This is a genomic window from Pelagibius sp. 7325 (genome assembly GCF_037652055.1).
Taxonomy (GTDB): domain Bacteria; phylum Pseudomonadota; class Alphaproteobacteria; order Kiloniellales; family Kiloniellaceae; genus Pelagibius.
In genome coordinates, this window is record NZ_JBBKAH010000003.1 from 126412 (window position 1) to 150009 (window position 23598).

Consider the following 23598-nt stretch of genomic DNA (forward strand, 5'->3'; position numbering starts at 1 on the left):
CATTGATCTCCTGAATACTAGGCAAGCAACTGCGAGACGGCGGTCGTGTAAGCCGCCTGCACGGCCTCGGCATCCCGGTGCCGTCCCTCGGTCACCACCCACCGGCCGCCGACCATGACGTCGCGGACGGGGTTGCGGTTGCCGGCGAAGACCACGGCGTCGAGCAGGCGCTCGGGCGGAAGCGTGGCGACGGCGGGATGATCGGGGTCGAGCACGACGAGGTCGGCGCGCCTGCCGACCTCCAGCGCACCGATGGGGCGGCCGAGGGCCTGGGCGCCGCCGGCGAGAGCCTGTTGGTAGAGACGATGCCCGACGGAAGCCGCGTCCCCCTCACCAGCCAGCACGTTGCGGCGGCGCGTCGCGAGGCGCTGGCCGTACTCGAAGAGGCGCAGGTCCTCGATGGGACTGACCGAGATGTGGCTGTCGGAGCCGATGCCCCAGCGCCCGCCGGCGTCGAGGTATTGTTCCGCCGGAAAGAGCCCGTCGCCGAGATTGGCCTCGGTGGTGGGGCACAGCCCGGCGACGGCGCCGGAGGCCGCCAGGGCCGAAGTCTCCGCGTCGGTCATGTGAGTGGCATGGACCAGGCACCAGCGCGCGTCCGGCGCCTGGATCTCGAACAACTGCTCGACGGGACGCCGGCCGCACCAGGCCACGCAGTCGTCCACTTCCTTCACCTGCTCGGCGATGTGGATGTGGAGCGGCGCGGTGGCGTCGAGCGCCGTCAGGCCCGTCACCACTTCATCCAAAGTCTCAGGAGTGACCGCGCGCAGGGAGTGCGGCGCGACGCCGACGCGCACCTGCGGATCGGCTTTGTGCGACGCTTTAAGCGTCTCAACGATGCGCAGCAAGCGGCTGGGATCATTCAGGAAACGCCGCTGCCCCTCGCCCGCTTTCTGAGCCCCGAAACCGCCGTAGCCATAGAGCACCGGCAGCTGGGAAATGCCGATGCCGGTGGCCTGGGCGGCGGCGATGGTCCGCCGCGACATCTCCGCGACATCGGCATAGGGCTGCCCGTCGGGCGCGTGATGCAGGTAGTGGAACTCGCCGACCGCCGTGTAGCCGCTCTCCAGCATCTCGACGTAGAGCTGCGCCGCGATGGCCTCGACCTGATCCGGCGTCAGGGTCGCGACAAAGCGGTACATCACCTCGCGCCAGGTCCAGAAGGAATCGTCGCGCCGGCCGCCCCCTCGTTCAATACCCGGCGCGGCATGCTCAGCGAGGCCCGCCATGGCGCGCTGGAAAGCGTGGCTGTGCAGGTTCGGCATGCCCGGCAGCACCGGGCCCTTCGCCCGTTCGGCATCGCCCGGCGCGGCATTCGCCGTGACACCAACGATGTTTCCGGCGCCGTCGACGTCGAAAAGGACAGCTTCGGCCCAACCGCCGGGAAGAAATGCCCGCTGGGCAAAAAGCTTATGGATCGTCATGGAGTCCTGCTATGAGAAGAACGGGCAAGCGGCCTTGACACCAGAAGAGCCGCGAGGGTACGGCATGCGGGTTGTATATACAACTCGGGGCCGCGAATTGGGTGGGTCGGTAGGTATGTGGGACGATCTCTGGACAGGGGCGCACCTGGCCACGATGGTGGCCGGCGGGGTGTCGAATGGCGCGCCCTACGGCGCCATCGCGGACGGCGCCCTGGCTGTCGAGGACGGCCGCATCGCCTGGATCGGCCCCCAGGCCGAGTTGCCCGGCGCGCCGGACGCGCTGGCCCGGCGGGTGCATGACGCCGGCGGCGCCTGGATCACGCCGGGCCTCATCGACTGCCACACCCACCTGGTCTACGGCGGCGACCGCGCGCGCGAGTTCGAACTGCGCCTGACCGGCGCCTCCTACGAGGAGATCGCGCGGGCCGGCGGCGGCATCCGCTACACCGTGGAGCAGACCCGCGCGGCCAGCGAGGAGCAGCTCTACGCCGGCGCCCGGCCCCGCCTCGACGACCTGCTGGCCGAGGGCGTCACCACCGTCGAGATCAAGTCGGGCTATGGCCTGACCCTGGACGACGAGTTGAAGATGCTGCGCGTCGCGCGGCGCCTGGGCGAGACCGCCCCGGTCACGGTAAAGACTACCTTCCTCGGCGCCCACGCCATCCCGCCGGAGTTCGACCGCCGGCCGGAGGCCTACATCGACACGGTGCTCGCCATGCTGCCGCGGGTGGCGGAGTCCGGCCTGGCCGATGCCGTCGACGCCTTCTGCGAGCGCATCGCCTTCTATCCGGAGCAGGTCGCCCGCGTGTTCGAGGCGGCCCAGGCGCTGGGCCTTCCGATTAAGCTGCACGCCGACCAGCTCTCGGATCTCAAGGGCGCCAACCTGGTCGCCCGCTTCGGCGGCCTCTCCGCCGACCACCTGGAATACACCTGCGAGGACGGCATCAGAGCGATGGCGCTGAAGGGCTCGGTCGCGGTGCTGCTGCCGGGCGCCTTCTACTTCCTGCGCGAGACCAAGCTGCCGCCGGTCGAGGCGCTGCGCAAAGCCGGCGTGCCGATCGCGCTGGCGACGGACTGCAACCCGGGCTCCTCGCCGGTCACCTCGATCCTGCTGATCCTCAACATGGGCTGCACCCTGTTCCGGCTGACCCCGGAGGAGGCGCTGGCCGGCATCACCCGCAACGGCGCCCGCGCCCTGGGGATGCAAGAGACCCACGGCACCCTGGAGGCCGGCAAGGTCGCCGACTTCGTCCTGTGGGACATCAGCTCGCCGGCCGAACTGGCCTACCGCATCGGCCACAACCCCTGCCGCCAGGTGGTGAAGGACGGCACGGTGGTAAAGGGCTGAGGCTGCGTCCCCCTCACCCAGCTTTGCGTAAGCTCGATCTTCGATCTCGCTAACGCTGCGCAACCCTCTCCCACGAAGGGGAGAGGGTAATAACTCGAACCCTCTCCCCTGGCGGGAGAGGGTTGCGAAGTCTTCGTGAGCGGAGCGAACTTAGACGAAGCTGGGTGAGGGGAGCCCGCTCAGCCCTGCTGTTCCAGCTCCGCCCAGGCCAGCATGGCGTGGATGAGGCCGGAGAGCACCGGGCGGACCTGCTCGGCGAGGTCCTCGCGGAAGCCGAAAGGCGGTGTCTCGTCCATGTAGGTCGACTGGGTGAGCTCCAGCTGCACGGCGTGGATGCCGTTCGCCGGATCCCCATGGCTGCGGGTGATGTAGCCGCCCTTGAAGCGCCCGTTCACCGCATGGGTGTAGCCCAGGTTCCCGGCGTCGCGGGCCACCGCCCCCAGGATATCGAGCAGGCTCGCCGCCGCGGCCGTGCCGTCGCCGGTGCCGAGGTTGAGGTCGGTCAGCCGGCCGTCGAAGAAGCGCGGCAGTACGCTGCGGATCGAATGGGCGTCCCACAGCAGGGCAAGGCCGTGGCGCGCCTTGATCGCCGCCAGTTCTTCGTCGATGCGCTGGTGGTAGGGCCGCCAGTAGGTCTCGCGCCGCTCGGCCACCTCGGTCTCGTCGGGCCGCCGGCCTTCCAGATAGATTTCCTCCATGTCGAAGGTCTGCAGCGGGCAGAGTTCGGTGTTGCTGGCACCGGGATAGAGCGCGCGGCTGTCCGGCGCGCGGTTCAGGTCGATGACGTAGCGCGAGTGGGTCGCCGAGATCACCGAGACGTCGAGCCCCGCCAGGAAGTCGTAGAGCCCGGGCAGGTGCCAGTCGGTGTCCGGCACCGTGCGCGCCACATCCGTCATCCGCGCCGCCATCGCGTCCGGGATATGGGTGCCGCTGTGCGGCATGGAGACCAGCAGCGGCAGGCTGCCTTGTTTGAAGTTGTAGAGATCCACGCGATCGTCCCTCGGGCTGGCTGACGCGGCGGGCTGGCAAGCCGCCGCGCCGTTGTATATACAAGTTCATACAGATTTTTTGGCGGCGGGACCACAGCCCGCCGCAAGAGGAACCGGTTTTCCCATGCCCCGCGCCACCGCCGGCACCGCCGAGTCCGACCCGCCGCTCTACCAGCAGGTGAAGGACTACATCGTCGGGCGTATCCTGGCCGGCGACTGGCCGGAGGGCAACCGCGTGCCCTCGGAGAACGAGCTGACGGTGGAACTCTCGGTCAGCCGCATGACGGTGCACCGGGCGCTGCGCGAGCTGACCACGGAGGGCTGGCTGGAGCGGGTGCAGGGCGCCGGCACCTACGTCGCCCCGCCCAAGCCGCAGTCGGAAGTGCTGGCCATCCGCAACATCGCCGAGGAGATCCGCGCGCGCGGCCACGCGCACAGCGCCGAACTGCATCTGCTGCGGCGCGAGAAGGCGCGCGCGCTCGATGCTAGGCTGCTGGGGCTGGCGCGCGGCGACACGGTCTTTCACTCGGTCATCGTGCATCGTGAGAACGGCCAGCCGGTGCAGCTGGAGGACCGCTATGTGAATCCGGCGGCGGCCCCCGACTACCTGGCGCAGGATTTCGCCGCCATCACGCCCCACAAGTACCTGCAGGACACCGCGCCGCTCAGCGAGGCCGAGCACGTGGTGATGGCGGTGATGCCCTCGGCGGAGGAGCGCAAGCTGCTGGGGATGAAGCCCGGCGAGCCCTGCCTGCTGCTGCGCCGCCAGACCTGGTCTGCCGGCGTGCCGGTCACCTGGGCGCGCCTGCTGCACCCGGGCGAGCGCTACCGCCTGGGCGGGCGCTTCACCGCCCAGGGCCGCTAGCTTGGCGGCTGGCTACTTCAGCCGGTTGTCGAAGGCGGCGAAGCCGACGCCTGGGCTGTAAACGTAGCGCTCGTTGTACAGCACCGTCCCATTGGCGTCCTTCAGGATCCAGTCGTAGCGCAGCGAGTGCGGCACGTCCCGGAAGGTGAAGTCGAGACGGCGGATCTTCATGGTGGCGATGCGCGTCTGCGGTCCCTGCTCGGTGTACTCGACCACCTGGAAATCCCGGCTCTCGCCGCGCGACCAGGTGCCGAGCGGAAAGAAGGCATCGTTCTCGAAGCTGCGGTCGGCGCGCCCGGGGCGTGTGTCGAAGACACGGCCCAGCGCCTGGCCGTCCGGGCGGACGGTGAAGAGCTGCGACTTCACGCCGTCGCTTTCGACGTTGCGGCGTTCGTAGACCTGCAGCACCTGCCCGGTCTTGTCATGCGTCCACGCAGTGGGACCGGAGATCGTGCGAGAGCCATGCACGACGTTGAGCGCCGGCAGCGCCTGCCCGGCGCCGCTCGCCTCGCCGGACCAGAGATCCAGGCCGATCGTCCGCGTGTCCGGCTCCTTCGGTGCCGCTGCGCAGGCCGCGAGAACGGTCAGCAGTGGCAGCACCAACAACAGCCGAAATGTGGAAAACGAACGTCCAGGAATGGCATGCATAAGGTCTCTCCTCAATCTTCCCATATCGATGTTCTTGCGAGCGAAGCGACCCGCCCTACCCGAGCCGCAGCCAGTGGCCGACCTGCTCGACCAGCCCACCTCTGGAGACACAGTCCTCGAAGGCATGGCCGCAATCCGGCATGACGGCAAACTGAAGGCAGGGTGCGACACCCGCGCGGGTCGCCGCCTGCAGGAAGTTGCAGCTCCAGCGGCTGGCGCGCTCGATGCGGTTGATGCCTTGCTTGATGTCGATGTCCGGGCTGCGGCGCAGCGCGGCGTCGCGCAGGTCGTCGCGTGCGCCCACCAGCACGAGGGTCGGCAGCGCCAGGAAACGTGTCAGGTTCTCCGCCGCCCGCCGGCCGCGCCGGCTGTCGCGCTTTACACCGTAGGGATAGCTGTCGCGCTCGCTGGGCAGCGTGAACCAGCCGGCGGCGACCAGCACCTGCGAGCGGATACGCTGCGGGTTCAGCATGGCGTAGCGATGGGTGAACTGCGCACCAGCGGAGAAGCCGACCATGTCGACCGGCCCCTGCGGCACGCCGGTGAAAGACTCGATGTCCTCCCACAGGTTCTCTACCACTGACTCCGTATCGCGCGCCAGGCGCTGGAAGCCGTCGAAGCGAGCGGCATCGAAGTGTGGCGCGATCAGCAGGCGGCGCTGTGCTGCCGCCAGCGGCGCGAAGGCACGCGCATGTTCCTCGACGTTTCGGGAGATGCCGTGCACCGATACCAGCGGAGGCCGTGTCGGGTCGGTGTCTTTCGGCATGAAGTAGAAATAGTTCGGGCGCTCGGCGCCGTCCGCCGCGCGCAAGGATAGCTGGCCGAGCAGCGCCTCCGGCCGCGACACCGCGGCGGCATTGCAGTTTGCGTTCTCCCGGCACAGTTTGGCCGGGCTCAGTGGACGCGCGGTCATGTCACCACCTTCAGGTGCGGGAGCGGGAGCGGCAGCGGTGCTGCCCCGTCCGTCTGCACAGCAGGCTGGCCGGCGCGCAGCGTGAGGGTGCGCGTTGCCAAGGCCGTGCGCTCGCGGCGGTGGGTGACGAAAACCAGCGACCCTTCGAATTCGCGGATGACCTTATCCAGCGCGGCGACACCCTCGCCGTCGAGATGGGCGTCCATCTCGTCAAGCAGCAGCACCTGCGGGCGCAGCAGTAGGCTGCGCGCCAGTGCAATGCGCAGGCGCTCGCCGGTGGAGAGCCGTGACTGCTGCTCGCTGAGCTGGGTATCGAGCCCCTGCGGCAGCCGTTCCAGCAGACCCGCGAGATCGCAGCGCGCGACGATCTCGTCCAGGGCACTTTCCGCCGCCTTGTCGGGCCCGCCAAGACCATAGGTCAGGTTGAAACGCAGGCTGCCGCGCAGCAGCGGCAGATCGCAGGAAACCAGGCCGATCGCACGGCGCACCTGACGCGCGTCGGTAACGGCCAGATCCTGACCGTTCAGCTCGACGCTGCCGCCGTCGGGGCGGCGCAAGCCGGCTATCACCTGCAGCAGCGAGGACTTGCCCGCCCCGTTCTCGCCGACAATGCAGAGACGTTCGCCCGGCGCGATGGCGAGATCGAGCGGTGGCAGCAGGCCGTCGAGAGCGATACCGCGCAACGCCAGCGCGCCGCGCCCCTGCGGCAAATCGAGACCGCCGCGCGCCAGCGCGCCGGCGCGCGGCGGGCGGATGCGCAGCAGGTAGTGCAGCTTCTCGCGGGCGATGTGCGCTGCAGTCCAGTATTCGTAGATGCGGCCGAGCTCCTGCAGGCGCGGTGCCAGCAGGCCTGCCACCAGCATCGCCGCCACCACGGCACCGGGGCTCGCCACCCCCAAGGCTACGAGTTGCGCGCCGACCAGCAGGGCGCAGAGGCTGGCGGTGGCGGCGCCGGCGTCGGCCAGGGCACGCAGCAACCCGATGGCGCCGGCCCGCTGCAGGAACGCGGCCTTGAGACGACGGCTCAACGTCTTGAAGCGCGCCGTCTCACGGCGCTCTTGACCAAAGACCTGCACCAAGTGGAGATGCGCAAGACGGTCGGTCAAGGCAGCCGCCAAGCGCCCGCGGCGCCGGCGCACCTCGCGTGTCGCCGATTGCAAACGGGCACCCAGGCCGAGGCCCAGCAGTCCGGCCATCGCCACACCGGTGCCGACAGAGAGCGCGATCGTCGGCTCGATCGCCGCCAGGACGGCAAGGGCGGTGACGATCACCACGCTGCCCACCAACAGCCGCGCGAGACCCAGGCTGACCCAGCGGCGCAACGCCGTGAGGTCGCCGACGAAGCGCAGCGTGAGCGCGCCGCGACTCATCTTGCCGGCGATACCGGGGCCGACACGCATGAGATGGCGGTAGAGCCGCATGCGTAGGGCATGGACATAGGACTGGCCGACGCGCTCGGCGTCGACGTGCTCACGGTAGCGCAGCCAGGCATTGACAACGGCGATGCCGATGAGAATGCCGACGATCCAGGCGGACTGCCCCATGCCGCCTCCATCGGCGCCCTCGCCGGCGATCAGGCGATCGAAGCCGGCGTGCACCAGCAGCGCGGTGGCGACCGCGCCGGCCGCCTGCACGCCGCCGTTCACCACCAGCAGGGCGAAGTCCCGGCGGCGCGATCCGGCGAAGAGGCGGGGTAGCTTCATCTATGATTCGTTCCGTCAGGCCGCAACGCGCTTGCTGGAGGGCCCGACCTTCTGAGTCCACTCCCCGGATTCAAGCGCGTCTAGGCCCAGCACGGGGACGCTGCAGGACGCCTCGACCTCGCGGATCATCAGCGGGCTGGAGCTCAGCTTACCGGCAAGCCCGATGAGCGGCAGGCGGCGCTGCAGCAGCCAGTCGGCGCCAAAGCCGGCGCTCATGGAGTCCGAGGCTGCCAGCACCACGCCGTCAACCTGCGCGCGGAAGCTCGCATGCTCGGCCAGCGCCGCTGTCTCTGGGAACAGCAGGCCGTCAGCCAGTTCTACCACCACGACGTCGCAGCCTTCACGGCCGAGGGCGGCAACCGCCGCATCCAGCACAGCCGCCGTCCGCTCCACCGGCACCTGATAGGTCGAGGCATAGCCGAAATCGGTGAAGTCCAGCACCACCTCGGCGCCGGCATCGACCATCGCCCAGCGGTCGCACCCGGCACCGGTGCCGGTAACCTTCGCCGCGCCGACGCTGAGGCCGGACTTCGCCAGGCCGCGAACCATAGACGCGACGGTGGTGGTCTTGCCAGCATTCATGGAGCTGCCGACAACGGCCAGGACATAGGGTTGCAGCGCCGTACCCTTCGCGCGACGCTCCGCAAAGTCGGCAAGATTGAGCACGCGGCCCTCGGCATCGGCGATGAGCCCCAGCGGTTCGATTTCCGTCGGCTTGCGCGCCGTCGCGTGCCGGGCGTTGCACAGGCCAGCGATGCCGCCGGCGGCGGCGAGATGACAGGGCGCCAGGCTATCAGGCACCAGCGCCTCGAACTGGTCGCTGGCGTAGCGCGCGCCATAGCAGACGAGAATAAGGTCGTCGGTGAAGAGGATTTGCCGGCGGCCCGCCGGGCTCTCCAGCTTGCGGTGATGGCCGAGTTTCACGACACGCGCGAGCAGCAGGTCGCCGGCCCGCGGCTGCGCGCCAGCGGTCATCAGCCGGGCCGCCTGCGTCAGGTCGATGCGCGTGGTGACGTAGGCGCGCTTGGCCCGCCGCAGTTCCTCGCCGGTGAGGGGACGGAAGCGGGGGGCAGCCGATTCCTGGTCGGCGGCGCTCAGTGAGTCCACCGCTCCGGCAATGATGTCCTGAATCTGCTGCATCTGACCTCTCGCTCCTCTACGTCGCCAGCATCGGCCCACCGGGCCGCATGCCGCCGCTCGCCCTTGGCGACGTCTTGCGCTGAAACCGGCCCCCGACTGACAACACCCCGGCGGCACAGACCATCCCGAAAAAGCGCCGCTGCATCTGCAACGCATTCGCGCCGCCCATCCCATCCCGAGCATGACGACCTTATGCGCGCTACCTGACAGAAGCCTTAAGGGTAAAATCAGCAGAAAATTGACGGCAATGGCCGACCGCCGCCCGGGAACGATCCCTCCGGACACCCATTGACCAGATGAGTGCCCGCGCGTGCTGGACCCTGTCTACCATCGCGCGCAGAAGATTCCGATGGTTCGCCGCGCCCTGGAAGATGACGACGATGAAGAGGACTCCGCCATGCGACCCAGCCGATGCCGACCCGCCCTCGCCGCGCTCGCCCTCGCCACTGCGCTCTGCGGGCATGCATTGCCTGCCACCGCCGAACCGGTCGCCGAGACCCTGGTCGGCACCTGGACCTGCACTGCCAAGGAAGGTGCCCAAGACGTCGCGATGACGTTGACCTACCGCCGCAGCGACGACTTCCTGGTCGGCGAGATCAAGGAGGACAACGGCGCCGCCCTGCTCGACGTCTGGCTGGACGGCAGCGCGGACGGTGGCCCCGGTGGTATGAGAGCGCCGCTCTCGCTGCGCCGCATCGTGTCCTACGATGCCACCATCATCATGAAGGTCGTCGAGGAAGCGCCGACCTGGGTGAGGCTGGAAGGCGAGATGCACCACGTTCTCGGCACCACCGCACGGGTGCGCGAGGAGTTCCGCTTCACCGGCAGCGAGGAATTCCGCGCCCTCTGGGAAGCCGACAGCGGCGACGGCTGGCAACTCATCATGGACCGGACCTGCAGGCGGATATAGAGCCTGTCGACAGCGGGGCGTTCAAACCGGCTGCTTCAGCGGCGCCATGTGTGAGACGCCGCCCATGATTTCCATCGCCAGCGTAGCGCCAATGGCCGGAGAGAGGGCGGACTTCGCCTGCACGATCAGCGCCTGCGTCGCCATGACGATCGCCACCACGACTTCCAGCTTGGTCAACTGGTGAGCGGCAGCAATCCGTTCGATCTCGACACGAAACTTCACGCAGGCATTGGGCGACCATTCGTGGGGGTAGTGATGCTGGGGAACGCTGAGCGGCGGATAGGGGCTGCCGCCGACCGAGCCGGCGATGCGCTTGGATAGTTCAACGGGCTTCGGCATGTCGGCTTCGCCGGCGCCAGCCTCCAGGGCGGTTTCCCGCAGCATGTCGCAAAGGCCCGGATCGCCGAAGATCAATTCGCTCGCCTCGGGGCTGAAGACCCAGCCACTGTCGGGCAGCTGCGACGCGGTTGACCTGAGGGCGAACTCTCCGGCCAAAGCCGCGGCGGCACCGATCACCGTCTCCGCATGAATGCCGCGCTCGTTGCGATAGCCCGCGACAAGGCAGTTTGCGATTTCGGTGCTCGCCTGCTGCACGGCTGCTGAAACCATACCGCTGTCTCCCTTCCCTCCCGATGCGCAGCCGAGGCCGCTCATCCTGAGATTGCAGTTAAACCCGAGAAATCTTAACCACAGGTAAGCAACTGCCGCACCAATCCGGGCTCCCTCGACTCCTATGTCAAAGTTGTATATACAACTTGGAAAGCCTTCCGGAGGACTGCCGCCATGCCCGATACCAGCGCCAACCCGCGGCGGGACAATGCCCGCGTGATCCGCAGCCCCCAGGGGACCGAGCTCTCGGCCAAGTCCTGGCTGACCGAGGCGCCGCTGCGCATGCTGATGAACAACCTGGACCCCGACGTCGCCGAGAAGCCGGAGGAACTGGTGGTCTACGGCGGCATCGGCCGGGCCGCGCGCGACTGGAAGTGCTTCGACCGCATCGTCTCCTGCCTGAAGGATCTCGGTGACGACGAGACCCTGCTGGTGCAGTCCGGCAAGCCGGTCGGCGTGTTCCGCACCCATGCCGATGCCCCGCGGGTACTGATCGCCAACTCCAACCTGGTGCCGCACTGGGCGACCTGGGAGCATTTCAACACGCTCGATAAGGCCGGCCTGATGATGTACGGCCAGATGACCGCGGGCTCGTGGATCTACATCGGCAGCCAGGGCATCGTGCAGGGCACCTACGAGACCTTCGTGGAGATGGGCCGCCAGCACTTCGGGGGCGATCTCAAAGGCAAGTGGATCCTGACCGGGGGTCTCGGCGGCATGGGCGGCGCGCAGCCGCTGGCCGCCACCATGGCCGGCGCCTCCATGCTGGCGGTCGAGTGCCAGCCCTCGCGCATCGAGATGCGCCTGCGCACCGGCTACCTCGACAGGCGCTGCGATACGCTGGACGAGGCCCTCGCCGCGATCAACGCCGCGACGAAGAAGGGCGAGGCGATCTCCGTCGGCCTGCTCGGCAACTGTGCCGAAATCCTGCCCGAACTGGTAAAGCGCGGCGTGAAGCCGGACGCGGTCACCGATCAGACCTCGGCGCACGACCCACTGAACGGCTACCTCCCCGCCGGCTGGACGCTGGAGCAGTGGGAGCGCGAGAAGAGCGCCAATCCGGCAACGGTGGTGAAGGCCGCCAAGGCCTCCATGGCGGTGCACGTGCGCGCCATGCTGGACTTCCACGCGCAAGGCATCCCGACCTTCGACTACGGCAACAACATCCGCCAGGTCGCCAAGGACGAGGGAGTCACCAACGCCTTCGACTTCCCGGGCTTCGTGCCGGCATACATCCGCCCCCTCTTCTGCCGCGGCGTCGGCCCCTTCCGCTGGGCAGCGCTCTCGGGCGATCCCGAGGACATCTACAAGACCGACGCCAAGGTGAAGGAGCTGATCCCCGACGATCCGCACCTGCACAACTGGCTCGACATGGCGCGCGAGCGCATCCACTTCCAGGGTCTGCCGGCGCGCATCTGCTGGGTCGGCCTCGGCCAGCGCGACAGGCTGGGCCTCGCCTTCAACGAGATGGTGGCCAAGGGCGAGCTGAAGGCACCGGTCGTCATCGGCCGCGACCACCTGGATTCCGGCTCGGTCGCCAGCCCCAACCGCGAGACCGAGGCGATGCGGGACGGCTCCGACGCCGTCTCCGACTGGCCGCTCTTGAACGCGCTCTTGAACACCGCGAGCGGCGCCACCTGGGTGTCGCTGCACCACGGCGGTGGCGTCGGCATGGGCTTCTCGCAGCACGCCGGCATGGTGATCTGCTGCGACGGCAGCGAGGCAGCCGCCAAGCGGATCGCACGCGTGCTGTGGAACGATCCGGCGACCGGCGTCATGCGCCACGCCGACGCCGGCTACGACATCGCCATCGACTGCGCACACGAGCAGGGACTCAACCTGCCGATGCTGGACTGAGGAACGCGCTTGGCTTCAAACTAGACGGGGTATCCAACTGGGAGAGTTGCAATGAAAAGACGTGAGTTCCTGAAAACCGGCACCGGGGCCGCCGTCGGCGCCGCCGCGGCCGGCACGCTTGCCGCGCCGGCCATCGCCCAGGGCAAGCTGCAGTGGAAGATGGTCACCGCCTGGCCGAAGAACCTGCCGGGGCCGGGCGTCGCCGCCCAGCAGCTGGCCGACCGCATTACCGCGCTTTCCGGCGGCCGCATCGAGGTGACTCTCTTCGCCGCCGGCGAACTGGTGCCGGGGCCGGGCGTGTTCGACGCCGTCTCCGAAGGCACCGCCGAGATCTACCACGCCGTGCCGGCCTACTGGGGGTCCAAGTCGAAGGGCATTCTGCTGTTCGGCTCGCAGCCCTTCGGCCTGCGCGCCGACGAGCAGGTCGGCTGGCTGGCCCACGGCGGCGGCCAGGCGCTCTACGACGAGATCTACGCCCGCTTCGGCCTGAAGCCCTTCCTCTGCGGCAACTCCGGTCCGCAGTGGGCCGGCTGGTTCCGCAACGAGATCAACTCGGTCGACGACCTCAAGGGCCTGCGCTTCCGCACCACGGGCCTTGCTTCCGAGATGTGTGCGAGGCTCGGCATGGCGGTGCAGGCCATGGGCGGGCGCGACATGTTCCAGGCGCTGCAATCCGGCGCGCTGGATGCCGGCGAGTTCATCGGCCCGTGGTCGGACTCGGCACTGGGCTTCTACCAGGTCGCCAAGAACTACTACTGGCCGGGTGTCGGCGAGCCCTCGTCCGCCGAAGAGTGCGCCATCAATATGCAGGCCTACGAAGCGCTGCCCGACGACCTGAAGCAGGCCGTCAGCTACGCCTGCTCGTCGCTCTACAACGACGTGTGGACCGAGTACACCACCAAGCACGCCCAGGCGCTGCAGAAGCTGGTGGCCGAACAGGGCGTCATGGTGAAGAAGCTGCCGGACGACGTCATGGTCGCCATGGGCAACGCCGCCGGCGAGGTAGTCGCCGAACTGCGCGAAGACAGCGACGAGCTGGTCAAGCGCATCACCGAGAGCTTCATCACCTACCGGGCCTCGGTTGCCGACTACATGGTCTATGCGGACAACGGTCAGATGAACGCCCGCGCGCTGGACTACACCTACGCCAAGGGGTGAGGCAGCGAGTACCGAGAGCGCACCTGTGCGCGCTCCACACATCACTGTCGTCCCGGGGCTTGACCCCGGGACGACAGCTTTGTTTGCATCAAACACCGGGGCGACAAACGGAGGGAATGGCAGCGTGCATTCCCATCGGGGGTAAACGATATGCAGCAGTGGATTGCCCGGATCGACGCCGTGAACCACGCCGTCGGCGCGACGGTGCGCTGGCTGGCGCTGTTCATGGTGCTGCTGCAGTTTGCCGTGGTGGTGCTGCGCTACGTCTTCGGGATCAGCTACATCTTCCTCAATGAGAGCGTGCTCTACATGCACGCCGCCCTGTTCATGCTGGGCGCCGGCTACACCCTGCTGGTCGACGGCCATGTGCGGGTTGACATCTTCTACAGCCGGCTCGCCCCGCGCGGGCGTGCCGTCATCGACCTCGCCGGCGCGCTGGGCTTCCTGCTGCCCTCCATGCTGATGCTCGCCTGGTTCACCTGGCCCTCGGTGCGCAATTCCTGGGCGGTGCTGGAGGGACCCATCTCGGTCGGCGGCATTCCGGCCTCCTTCCTGCTGAAGTCGCTCATCCCGGCTTTCTGCCTCCTGCTTATCGTCCAGGGTCTCGCCTGCACCCTGCGCGACCTGCTGCGCCTGAAAGAAGGCAAGATGGAAGGCAGCTCCGGGGCATGACCGAGTACCTCGACCTCCTGATGTTCGCCGCGCTGATCGGCGCCATCCTGCTCGGCTATCCGGTCTCCTTCACGCTGACCGGCGTCGCCGTGGCCTTCGCCGCGCTGGGCTGGGCCTTCGGCATGTTCGACGTCTCGCTGCTGGGCGCTCTCGGCCAGCGCCTCTTCGGCACCATGACCAACGACGTGCTGATCGCCATCCCGCTCTTCGTCTTCATGGGCGTGGTGCTGCAGCAGAGCCGCATTGCCGAGGAACTGCTGGAGACCATGGGGCGCCTCTTCGGCAGCCTGCGCGGCGGGCTCGGCGTCTCTGTCATCCTGGTCGGCGCCCTGCTGGCCGCCTCCACCGGCATCGTCGGCGCCACTGTGGTCGCCATGGGCATGATCGCCCTGCCCACCATGCTGCGCAACGGCTACAGCCCCAAGCTCGCCTCGGGCCTGGTCTGCACCGCGGGCACCCTGGGCCAGATCATCCCGCCCTCGACACTGCTGATCATTCTTTCCGACGTCATGTCGAATGCCTACCAGCAGGCGCAGTTCCGCCAGGGCCTCTTCACCATCGACACCATCTCGGTCGGCCAGACCTTCGCCGCCGCATTGGTGCCGGGACTCATGCTGGTCGCCATCTATGTCGTCTACATGCTGGTGAAGGCCTGGACCTCGCCCAAGGCGGCGCCGGCACTGGCGATACCGACGGCGCGCCCCGCCACGCGGGAAGTGCTGCATGCCCTGATCCCGCCGCTGCTGCTTATCGTCGCGGTGCTCGGCTCCATCCTCGGCGGTGTGGCGACGCCCAGCGAAGCGGCCTCGGTCGGCGCCATCGGCGCCCTGCTGCTGGCCGCGGCGCGGCCCCAGGCATCAGGGAGCGGCTCGCCGCGCGCGATCTACCTGGGCGGCGGCGCCCTTCTCGCCCTCGCCCTGCTTGCCCGTTTCGCTCCGGTGCGCCTCCAGCGCGGCGACTCCGGCACGGCCGATTGGCTGCTGGGCGCCGTTGCGGTGCTGTTGATGGCGGTCGCCGCCTTCGCCATCGCCGTCGCTCTGCGGCGCGCTTGGCGCGGCGGCCTGCTGAAGCCGGTGATGACCGCGACCCTCACCATCACCGCCATGATCTTCGCCACCATCCTGACCGCCAGCGTGTTCTCCCTGGTGTTCCGCGGCCTCGGGGGGGACGCCCATATCGAGGCGATCATCGAGGCCATGCCCGGCGGGCCCGAAGGGGCCCTGCTGTTCGTCATGGCGCTGATCTTCGTCCTCGGCTTCTTCCTCGACTTCGTCGAGATCTCGGTGATCCTGCTGCCGCTGGTGGCGCCGGTGCTGATCGTCATGGGCCATGACCCGGTGTGGCTATCGATCCTCATCGCCATCAACCTGCAGACCAGTTTCCTCACCCCGCCTTTCGGCTTTTCCCTCTTCTACCTGCGCGGCGCGGCGCCGAAGGAAATCACCACCGGACAAATTTATGCCGGCGTGGTTCCCTTCATCGGCCTGCAGATTCTCGGCATGGCGGTGCTGTGGCTGTGGCAGCCGCTGGCGACGGCCCTGCCGGCCTGGCTTTTCTAGGATTTCTTCGGTGCGCCGAAAAACACTGCTTTGGCACGCTGGCGGGCGGGAACCTTTCCGTGTTAACGGGGTTCTCAATCCGAACCGGGGCCCAATCGCTCCCCCGACAGGCCCAGGTTCCTTAGACCGCGTGAAGTGGAATAAAACGATGCTGCGTATTCTTGCCGCCCTTTCCGTGTGTGCCCTGGTGGCCGCGGCGCTGCTGACCAGCCTGAATGGCGGTGGCGATGCCGTCGCCGGACTGGAGCCGGACAGCGACCGCTCCAAGGTGATGGTAAGCACCACCACCGGCCAGCCGCTGACACTGGAAATGGTGCAGAAGGACGTGAAATGGCATCGCGACACCGCACGCAAGCTGCGTGAACTCGACTAGGCCTCTACCTCCCCTAGCCCCCGAGGTTCCAGCCGCGCCCGCGCAGTACAGGTGACAGTGCCCCTTCCCCCAAGCCCCGGGCACCGAGCCGAAAGCAGAACCGAAGCTCCAGAAACGCCTCCTCGAAACCGCTCCCCCGGCGGCCCTTCGAGGGGGCGTTTCACTTTGGCCCGGTCAAATCGCGCAGAAGGGGAACCAACCCACCGCGGCCCCGTTGGCTCCTCGAACACGAAAGGGCGCGCCCGCGGGCGTTTCCGCAGTCAGTCGAGTCAAAGGAGGCAACCCATGGTGCGCACGGCGACGATACTGGCCGCGCTGAGCTTTCCGCTCGGCCTCGGCCTTTCCCTCCCCACTGCCAGCGCGGAACCGCTCTCGCTGACCTGCGCCATGGAGGCGGTTCGCCAAAACAATCCCACCAGCAACTGTCGCCCGGCAATACGCGTCACCGACGAGACGCCGGCCGACGAAAGCCTGGTCAATCGCAAGAACGGCAAGACCATTACCGTGGAGATGGTGCAGAACGACGTTGCCTGGCGCGAGCAGACCGCCGTCGAGTTGAAACAGGACACCACCTCCGAGGCGCCGCGCTGACGCTTCTCGAGCGCCAGCCGCCTTCTGCAGGCCCAGCCCAGGCCACAGAAATGACTCATCCGATGAGTCCGCATGGCTCTAATTTTCCCCTGGCGATCTGCGGCCAAACCTTGGGGGGAATGCGGCTTGCGCTCACGCAAAGCGTTGACTGCCTGCGCCGTTGGCGCGCTGGCGATGGTGTTTTCGGTTCAACAGGGCGAACACGGCCCCCTGGTCGTCTACAAGCTGGCGGTTCCGCAGCCGGCGGCTCCCGGGGTGTCGGCGCCGCCTACCATGCCCGCAACCGTGATCATCGAGGCGCCTGATTCGGCCGTCCAGAACGGTCGTCGCCTCGCTCCGCCGCAGCCGAGCGTTCCCGACACCGTCGTGATGCCGGCCGGCCAAGTCCTTCTGCCGGACGCGCCGCCCGCGCACGCCGCGACCTTCGGCGGCATCCCCGTGCAGATCCCCGCCGCCAGTTCTCCCGAAGCGCCGGACAGCGCGACGGCCTATCTCAGTGCCGAAGAGGGAGACGACAGCGGCAGGATGATCAATGCGCAAACCGGCGCCCCCCTGACACTGAAGCAGGTGAATGACGCCGTCGCCTGGCGTCGCGAGACCGCCGAGAAGCTGCGCCAGGTACCCATCGCTCCCAGGTTCTGAAGCCGCGCCGGCGCCGCAATCGTTCGCCTGCGGTCGTTTCGCGTCGCTACCGGCCGCTCTGAAAGCCCGTTAGACTTGCCGCATGGCAGGCCTGCGCGCAGCTCTCTCGCGGTCCTTCAGGACGTTTTCGGTGGGCAGAGCGCTGCCGGCGGGACTCGTCTTGTGGCTTGCCGCCAGCGGTTTCGCCGCCGCGCCGGCCCCGGCGGCGCAGCTGGTGCACCTAGAACTGGTGCTCGCCGTCGATTGCTCCTCCAGCGTCAATCTTCATGAGTTCGAATTGCAGATGGAAGGCATTGCAGCCGCCTTCGAGGATCCCGCCGTGCTGGCCGCGCTGGAACAGGCGGGCAGCAGGGGCATCGCCGTCAGCCTGCTGCAGTGGTCGAGCGCTGCGGCGCAGACCCGCGCCGTCGGCTGGACGCGGATCGCCGGCCGCGGCGATGCCCTTGCCTTCGCCAACACGGTGCGCACCACCGGGCGCATGGTGACGGGCGGCGCCACCGCGCTGGGCAACGCCATCGACGCTGCGGTGCTGTGGACCCAGACCAACGGCTTCCAGGGCGAACGCCAGGTGATCGACGTGTCCGGCGACGGCCGCTCCAATGAAGGCGGCTCGCCGGCCTTCGCGCGGGCGGCAGCCAACAGCCTCGGCATCACCATCAACGGCCTGGCGATCCTCAACGAGGAACCGCGCCTCGCACGCTACTACCTGGCGGGTGTGGTCGGCGGGCCGGGGGCATTCCTGCTCACGGCCGACGACTTCGACGACTTCGCCGTGGCGATGCGGCGCAAGCTCTACTTCGAGATCGTCGGCCCGCCGATCGCCGCAGCGCCGGGCGGGACCGCCGCCACCGCGCAGCAGATCGCCGCGCCGCACCGGCGGTAGGATGGCTCAGACGGCCTCGGCACCGATCTCTTCCATAATGAAGTCGCGGAAGACACGCACCTTCTCGCGCTCCAGCGCCCCCGGCAGATAGACCATGTGGTAGCCGAGATCGGTCAGCATGGTGATGTCGAAGGGCGCCACCAGGGTCCCGTCCGCAAGGTCGCGCGCCAGCATGCTCGGCTTGCCCAGCGCGATGCCGACACCGTCGACGGCGGTCTGCACCAGCACCGTCCAGTCGTCCATGATCGGGCCGCGGCGCGGATTGACGTCGTTCACCCCGGCGACCGCCAGCCATTGCGTCCAGCCGTCGTAGTCGTCTTCGTGCAGCAGCGTGTGGTGGCGCAGGTCGTCGGGCCGCTTCAGGGGATGCTTGCCCTTCAGCAGGGCCGGACTGCACACCGGCGTGTAGTCGACGCGCAGCATGAACTCGCATTCCAGGCCGTCCCAGCTTCCCGCCCCGAAGCGGATGGCGACATCGACGTCGTCGTAGCGCAGGTCGGCACATTGGATCGAGTGGTGGACCCGAAGGTCGATCTCCGGGTGCTTCTGCCAGAACTTGGGCAGGCGGTAGACCAGCCACTTGGCGCCGAAAGCCGGGGTGACGGACACGGTTAGCGTGCGCGAGTCGCCGGCATCGCGCAGATTCTCGGCGGCCTCGGCAATCCGCATGAAGGCCTCGCTGACCACCGGGAACAGCGCCCGCCCCTGCTCCGTTAGCCCCAGCTTGCGGGTCATGCGCTTGAACAGGGCGTAGCCCAGGTGCTCCTCCAGGGCCTTCACCTGGTGGCTGACGGCGGCCTGGGTGACATGCAGTTCCTCGGCTGCCCGGGTGAAACTGAGATGGCGCGCGCCGGCCTCGAATGCGCGTAAGGCGTTCAAAGGCGGGAGTTTTTTCTGCATCCTTATGCCCTAATTCAGCTAATCCATGAGATGAGAAAGCATCGTTTGTCCGAAGCCCTTAAATGCATAATTTTGTTCATATCAAAGGCGCATTCAAGACGTGCCCGCCCCAACCCCTCCAAGAGAGGATGAGCCAGATTATGTCATATATCCTCTACAGCTCAATCGCCCGTGCCGGCGGCATCGATCTGCTCCTGAACACGGAATCCTTCGTCCAAGAACCCAGCCACCGGCTGCGCCGGCGCCACCCGAGGAAGCGGCTGGCCAGGCTGCGGCGCGGCAGCGGGCGGGCGCTCATCGCCCTCGGCGCGGCGCTGACCGTCTGGGGCCGCCGCTGGGCCCCGCCGCCGGCAGGCAGCGGCTCTCCCGCCCTCCAGACCGTGAGGTGACGCCATGACGACGCTCTCCAACCTGATGCTGCGCGAAAGCGCAGCCGTGCACCCCCGGCCGCGCCTGCGGCCGATCCGGGCCATCACGCAGATCCTGGCGGACTGGCAGGCGCGCCACGAGCACCGCTCGCACCTGCGCGCCATGCCGGCCTACCTGCTGCAGGACATCGGCCTCAGCGCCGAAGACGTCATGGAAGAGACGGAAAAGCCGTTCTGGCGGCCCTGACTCCCGGCCGGATATCCCCGACCGCCAGCGACTTCCCGCCCTGCGCCCTGAAGGGCCGGCAGACTCCGCCCCCCGGAAAACGCCGGCCCTTCCTTTTTTCCCGGAAATGCCGTCAGGCCAGCCAGTCGTTCAGGAACCGCCGCAGCCAGGCGGCCATAGCGGCGTCATGGCGCTCACAGTCCGCAAGCTGCCGATCGCAGGGCTGGGCGCCCGGCTCGGCCAGCATGTGAGCGGCCTCTTGCATCCAGCGCTCGATCACCGGACGGCCGACCTCGGGATGGAACTGGATGCCGTAGGCCTTGTCGCCGTAGCGGAAGGCCTGATTGGGAAACACCGGGCCGGAGGCCAGCAGTTCGGCCGACGCCGGCACCTCGAAGCCTTCATTGTGCCAGTGGTAGACGTGCAGCGACTGGTCGAGAAAGCCGTTGGCAGCGGGCGTCGGATCAATCTTCACGTAGCCGATCTCGTGCAGCCCGTCCTGGTGGCGGCCGACCCGCCCGCCCAACGCGCTGGCCAGCAGCTGGCTGCCAAGGCAGATGCCGAGATAGGGCCGGCCGCTGTCGACCCAGCGCCCGATCCAGTCGATCTCGTCGCGGATGTAGGGCGCGGAGGCGGCGTCGTTCACGCTCTCGGCGCCACCGTAGACCACCACCGCCGCGTAGTCGTTGTCGACCGGCGGCGGCAGGGTGTCGCCGCGGCCCGGTGAGCACCACTCGATCCGGTAGCCCATCTCGACAAGCTGCGCCGAGGCGCGGTCGTCGCGCTTGCTCACCGGGTGATCGATCAACAGGACTGTCGGCTTCATGACAACTCCACAAACAGAAAGCGGGATGATCGCCCCACTCTTCTTTAGAAACCGTGGGCGGCGATGAAGGCCGCCATGTGAAAGCGCGCCTGGGCAGCGGGATAGTGATGCTGCCGCCCGACCGGGCAGGCCCGCCGCGCGCGGCAGCCCAGGCTCAGGCAGTCGGCCCCCGCCGGCGCGGCAACGTGGCCGGCACAAGCGGTAACGTCATAGCCTTCGGCTGTAAAGGCGCCGACCGGGCAGGTGGTGAGACAGGGCTTGTCGAAGCAGGTTTCGCAGGGCGCCGGGCGGGCCTCGGCGGCTTCCAGCGGCAGCGGGCCGGGCAGTCTCTGGGGCAGCGCGATCGCGCCCCGATAGGCGTGCCACAGGCCGTAGTCCGGATGAATCAGCATGCCGAGCGGCGACGGGGTGAGCGGCGCTCCACGCCTTGCCCAGCGCTGGAACGGCCGGTAGGGCGGTCCGCCGAAGGGATACAGCGGCTCGCCGCCGAAGGAAGCCGCCAGCCCGCCGAGCACCCTGGCGCTCCAGCGGTCGAGCGCATCGGGCTTGCCGTCACCGGCTTCCGGCGATGCGCTGAAGACCGGCCACAGGCTGCCGCCGACATTGCCGGCCAGCACCAGGGTCCCGCAGCGGCGGCCGTCGGCCAGCGGCGGCACGGCGTCGTCTTCGGCGGGGTGGAAGGCGCCGAGCAGAAGCAGCCCCTCGGCCTCCAGCGCCGCCGCGATCGCGGCCGGCGTGACAGCGTTCAAGCGTCGACCCCGTCTTCGCAGTCTTCGTCGAGGTCCTCTTCATGATCCGCACCGGCATCCCAGCAGGTCTCTTCGCTGTTGGGCCAGTCGACGATGTGATCTTCCAGGTCCTCGTCCGCCACGCCGGCTTCCGACACCACGCGGCCCTGTACGGAGATGCCCGCGCGGTGCACGCTCTCCGGATCGCCGGAGACCAGCGGGTGCCACCAGGCGAGGCCGCGCCCTTCGGCGAGGCGGCGGTAGGCACAGGTGGTCGGCATGAAGGTAAGCTCGCCGATGTTCTCGGGCGAGAGCTGCACGCAGTCCGGCACGAAGACCGTGCGCTTGGCGTAGTTGCCGCAGCGGCATGTCCCGAGGTCGAGCAGGTGGCAGGTGACGTTGGTATGCGCCAGCGTACCGTCGTCCGGGTCCTCCAGCTTGATCAGGCAGCAGCGCCCGCAGCCGTCGCAGAGGGATTCCCACTCCACGGGCGTCATCTCGGCCAGGGTTTTGGTCTGCCAGAAGGGGCCTGGCTTGGCTTGGGGTTTCTTCATGGCCGGGAGACTAGCCCGCCCGGGGCCTTACTCCAAGACCCCGCTCCAGGGGCGCTGCGGGGGTATGTTCAGGCTGCCGGGCGCATGGCCTGGCGCGGCAGCAGGATGTCGAAGCGGCGGCGGATCTCCGCGTCGAGGTCTTCGGGGATCGCCTCCGGCCAGTGTTCGGCCAGCACCTTGCGGGCGTGGTCGCGGGCGGCATCGCGGATGTCGCGCGAGCCCTTGCGCTCCCAGTCGTCGCGGCTGTCGCGGTCCAGCAGGCTGGGATAGAGGTACTCGCTGTTCATCAGCGCCAGGGTCTGGGCATGGCCGAGGAAGTGGCCCGGCCCCTTGCAGACCTCGTCGATGACGTCGAGCGATAGGGATTCCTCGGTCACCTCGATGCCCTTCAGCATGCGCATGATCTCGCCGTTCACGTCGTTGTCGATGACGTACTGCTCGTAGGCGACGGTCAGCAGGCTCTCCAGAAAACCGGCAGAGTGGTGGATGTAGTTGGAGCCGGCCAACGCGGCGGCGAGCCCGGTGATGCCCTTCTCCGCCCCCGCCTGGGCGTCCGGCACCTTGGAATCGGAAATGCCGGAGGAATTGTAGAGCGGCACCTCAAGGTACTGCGCGATCTGCGCGCAGGCGGCGTTCAACAGGGCGAACTCCGCCGAGCCGCCGACGAAGGCGCCGCTGCGCAGATCGGCTTGGGCCGGCACGCAGCCCATGATGAGCGGGTGGCCGGGGTTCAGCAGGTTCACGTAGACGAAGCCGGAGAGCTGCTCGGCGGTGATCTGCACCAGCGTGCCCGCCAAGGCCGCCGGCGCGGTCGCACCGGCCTGGGGCGCCGAGGAGATCACCACCGGCAGGCGGTGTTCGACGATGCGGTCGAGAATCTCCACCGTCTCGGTGGCGTAGCGCAGCGGGCTGACGGTCCAGCAGGCGGTATAGGAGATCAGCGGGCGGCGGTCGAGAGACTCGGCACCGCCGGCCAGGATCTCCGCCAGGGCGCGCTGCTCGGCGACCTTCTCCGGCAAGTAGGCGTTGGCCATGACGTGCTTCTCGGTCGCCGCCAGGCAGGCATAGAACTGGTTGACGTCGATCTGGTCGTTGCTGAGATCGCGCGCCACCACCGGCCGCATGTAGAAGTGGATGTGCTCAAGCGTGTCGCAGAGCCGGCCGATGTCGTAGTTGTCGGAAAGCCGCGTCTCGCGCACCTTGCCGTCGAGGTCGAGGATCTTCACCGCCTGGCCGCCGGTGCCCATGTAGACCCGCTTGCCGCCGAGCTGCAGGTCATGCTGCGCGCTGCGGCCTGCGAGCAACACCTCGCGGGCCGCCATGCGCATGCAGGATTCGATCAGCTTCGCATCGATATAGACGCGGTTGCGGTCCTCGTCGATGCGGCAGCCGGCAGCGCGAAAGACCTCGCGGCAGGGGCTCGCCGCCACCTCGATGCCGGTGCGCGCCAGCACCTCCATGGCGGCGCCGACGATGCGCGGCAGGTCAGCCTCCCGCAGGGGCCGGTAGCTGCCGCCGGAAAGCCCCGCCGGGGCAACCGGGGACTTGGGGCGTTGGGCGGCACGCTGGTCGCGCCCGCGCCGGATGCGTGTCATGGAAATTGGCCTTCTTCAGATGATCGGCCACCACCCCTGCTGGGGGGCGGGCCCACCGCTAAGTTGCGCTTCAAGCTTGCGCGAGCGCCCCTGGCGGGCTGTTCAGCATCCGACGAA

Annotated in this window: 25 protein-coding genes; 13 read left to right on the forward strand and 12 right to left on the reverse strand. The window is 68.3% G+C overall.

Annotated elements, in window-relative coordinates:
• Positions 1–17 precede the first annotated feature (17 nt).
• Positions 18–1424, reverse strand: coding sequence for a formimidoylglutamate deiminase (locus WDC82_RS09740; RefSeq protein ID WP_340117106.1), 1407 nt, complete (start codon positions 1422–1424; stop codon positions 18–20).
• A 115-nt stretch (positions 1425–1539) separates the two neighbouring features.
• On the opposite strand from WDC82_RS09740, the gene hutI reads away from it, so the two are divergent.
• On the forward strand, positions 1540–2772 hold the full coding sequence (hutI, locus tag WDC82_RS09745; protein WP_340117107.1) for an imidazolonepropionase: 1233 nt from the start codon (positions 1540–1542) through the stop codon (positions 2770–2772).
• A 179-nt stretch (positions 2773–2951) separates the two neighbouring features.
• Here the strand turns inward: hutI and hutG are convergent, their stop codons facing one another.
• The gene (gene hutG / locus WDC82_RS09750) at positions 2952–3761 is read right to left on the reverse strand and encodes an N-formylglutamate deformylase (RefSeq protein WP_340117108.1); all 810 of its coding nucleotides are present in this window, start codon (positions 3759–3761) and stop codon (positions 2952–2954) included.
• A 124-nt stretch (positions 3762–3885) separates the two neighbouring features.
• Here hutG and hutC point away from each other — a divergent pair, with 124 nt between their 5' ends.
• Positions 3886–4626 (forward strand): histidine utilization repressor, encoded by a 741-nt coding sequence (gene hutC, locus WDC82_RS09755; protein ID WP_340117109.1) that lies wholly within the window; start codon positions 3886–3888, stop codon positions 4624–4626.
• A gap of 12 nt (positions 4627–4638) precedes the next feature.
• Here hutC and WDC82_RS09760 read toward each other — a convergent pair whose 3' ends face one another.
• From WDC82_RS09760 to WDC82_RS09775, 4 genes are read right to left on the reverse strand one after another with little or no spacing between them, the layout of a single operon-like run.
• Positions 4639–5274: a hypothetical protein gene (locus WDC82_RS09760; RefSeq protein WP_340117110.1), complete on the reverse strand. Its 636-nt coding sequence runs from the start codon at positions 5272–5274 to the stop codon at positions 4639–4641.
• Positions 5275–5329: 55 nt separating this feature from the next.
• A complete protein-coding gene (locus tag WDC82_RS09765) occupies positions 5330–6187 on the reverse strand; it encodes an alpha/beta hydrolase (protein ID WP_340117111.1) in 858 nt (285 codons plus the stop codon).
• Positions 6184–7890 carry an ABC transporter ATP-binding protein gene (locus WDC82_RS09770; protein ID WP_340117112.1) on the reverse strand — a complete coding sequence of 569 codons (1707 nt, stop codon included), beginning with the start codon at positions 7888–7890 and terminating at the stop codon, positions 6184–6186. The genes WDC82_RS09765 and WDC82_RS09770 overlap by 4 nt, the downstream gene beginning before the upstream one ends.
• 15 nt (positions 7891–7905) lie before the next feature.
• Positions 7906–9030, reverse strand: a complete 1125-nt coding sequence (locus WDC82_RS09775) for a molybdopterin-guanine dinucleotide biosynthesis protein MobB (protein WP_340117113.1) — start codon at positions 9028–9030, stop codon at positions 7906–7908.
• Between the two features lie 349 nt (positions 9031–9379).
• Here WDC82_RS09775 and WDC82_RS09780 point away from each other — a divergent pair, with 349 nt between their 5' ends.
• A complete protein-coding gene (locus WDC82_RS09780; RefSeq protein WP_340117114.1) occupies positions 9380–9940 on the forward strand; it encodes a hypothetical protein in 561 nt (186 codons plus the stop codon).
• Positions 9941–9961: 21 nt separating this feature from the next.
• Here the strand turns inward: WDC82_RS09780 and WDC82_RS09785 are convergent, their stop codons facing one another.
• On the reverse strand, positions 9962–10549 hold the full coding sequence (locus WDC82_RS09785; RefSeq protein ID WP_340117115.1) for a hypothetical protein: 588 nt from the start codon (positions 10547–10549) through the stop codon (positions 9962–9964).
• A gap of 174 nt (positions 10550–10723) precedes the next feature.
• Between WDC82_RS09785 and hutU the strand changes: the two genes are divergently transcribed.
• From hutU to WDC82_RS09825, 8 genes are all read left to right on the forward strand, one after another.
• The gene (gene hutU, locus WDC82_RS09790) at positions 10724–12406 is read left to right on the forward strand and encodes a urocanate hydratase (RefSeq protein ID WP_340117116.1); all 1683 of its coding nucleotides are present in this window, start codon (positions 10724–10726) and stop codon (positions 12404–12406) included.
• Between the two features lie 51 nt (positions 12407–12457).
• Positions 12458–13564 (forward strand): TRAP transporter substrate-binding protein, encoded by a 1107-nt coding sequence (locus tag WDC82_RS09795; protein WP_340117117.1) that lies wholly within the window; start codon positions 12458–12460, stop codon positions 13562–13564.
• A gap of 150 nt (positions 13565–13714) precedes the next feature.
• On the forward strand, positions 13715–14236 hold the full coding sequence (locus tag WDC82_RS09800) for a TRAP transporter small permease subunit (protein WP_340117118.1): 522 nt from the start codon (positions 13715–13717) through the stop codon (positions 14234–14236).
• The gene (locus WDC82_RS09805) at positions 14233–15795 is read left to right on the forward strand and encodes a TRAP transporter large permease subunit (protein ID WP_340117119.1); all 1563 of its coding nucleotides are present in this window, start codon (positions 14233–14235) and stop codon (positions 15793–15795) included. The genes WDC82_RS09800 and WDC82_RS09805 overlap by 4 nt, the downstream gene beginning before the upstream one ends.
• A 148-nt stretch (positions 15796–15943) precedes the next feature.
• Positions 15944–16168, forward strand: a complete 225-nt coding sequence (locus tag WDC82_RS09810) for a hypothetical protein (RefSeq protein WP_340117120.1) — start codon at positions 15944–15946, stop codon at positions 16166–16168.
• Between the two features lie 285 nt (positions 16169–16453).
• Complete coding sequence (locus WDC82_RS09815) at positions 16454–16759, forward strand: hypothetical protein (RefSeq protein WP_340117121.1); 306 nt, start codon at positions 16454–16456, stop codon at positions 16757–16759.
• 126 nt (positions 16760–16885) lie between these two features.
• Positions 16886–17401: a hypothetical protein gene (locus WDC82_RS09820; protein ID WP_340117122.1), complete on the forward strand. Its 516-nt coding sequence runs from the start codon at positions 16886–16888 to the stop codon at positions 17399–17401.
• A 130-nt stretch (positions 17402–17531) separates the two neighbouring features.
• Complete coding sequence (locus WDC82_RS09825) at positions 17532–18284, forward strand: DUF1194 domain-containing protein (RefSeq protein ID WP_340117123.1); 753 nt, start codon at positions 17532–17534, stop codon at positions 18282–18284.
• Positions 18285–18290: 6 nt separating this feature from the next.
• Here WDC82_RS09825 and WDC82_RS09830 read toward each other — a convergent pair whose 3' ends face one another.
• Positions 18291–19184 (reverse strand): transcriptional regulator GcvA, encoded by an 894-nt coding sequence (locus WDC82_RS09830; protein WP_340117124.1) that lies wholly within the window; start codon positions 19182–19184, stop codon positions 18291–18293.
• Between the two features lie 128 nt (positions 19185–19312).
• Between WDC82_RS09830 and WDC82_RS09835 the strand changes: the two genes are divergently transcribed.
• Positions 19313–19573 carry a hypothetical protein gene (locus tag WDC82_RS09835; RefSeq protein ID WP_340117125.1) on the forward strand — a complete coding sequence of 87 codons (261 nt, stop codon included), beginning with the start codon at positions 19313–19315 and terminating at the stop codon, positions 19571–19573.
• Between the two features lie 4 nt (positions 19574–19577).
• Complete coding sequence (locus WDC82_RS09840) at positions 19578–19799, forward strand: DUF1127 domain-containing protein (RefSeq protein WP_340117126.1); 222 nt, start codon at positions 19578–19580, stop codon at positions 19797–19799.
• Positions 19800–19911: 112 nt separating this feature from the next.
• Here the strand turns inward: WDC82_RS09840 and WDC82_RS09845 are convergent, their stop codons facing one another.
• From WDC82_RS09845 to WDC82_RS09860, 4 genes are all read right to left on the reverse strand, one after another.
• Positions 19912–20604, reverse strand: a complete 693-nt coding sequence (locus WDC82_RS09845) for a gamma-glutamyl-gamma-aminobutyrate hydrolase family protein (protein WP_340117127.1) — start codon at positions 20602–20604, stop codon at positions 19912–19914.
• Between the two features lie 44 nt (positions 20605–20648).
• Complete coding sequence (locus tag WDC82_RS09850; protein WP_340117128.1) at positions 20649–21353, reverse strand: ferredoxin; 705 nt, start codon at positions 21351–21353, stop codon at positions 20649–20651.
• Complete coding sequence (locus WDC82_RS09855) at positions 21350–21886, reverse strand: YcgN family cysteine cluster protein (protein ID WP_340117129.1); 537 nt, start codon at positions 21884–21886, stop codon at positions 21350–21352. Before WDC82_RS09855 ends, WDC82_RS09850 begins: the two co-directional genes overlap by 4 nt.
• A gap of 68 nt (positions 21887–21954) precedes the next feature.
• The gene (locus WDC82_RS09860; RefSeq protein WP_340117130.1) at positions 21955–23481 is read right to left on the reverse strand and encodes a trimethylamine methyltransferase family protein; all 1527 of its coding nucleotides are present in this window, start codon (positions 23479–23481) and stop codon (positions 21955–21957) included.
• Between the last annotated feature and the right edge of the window lie 117 nt (positions 23482–23598).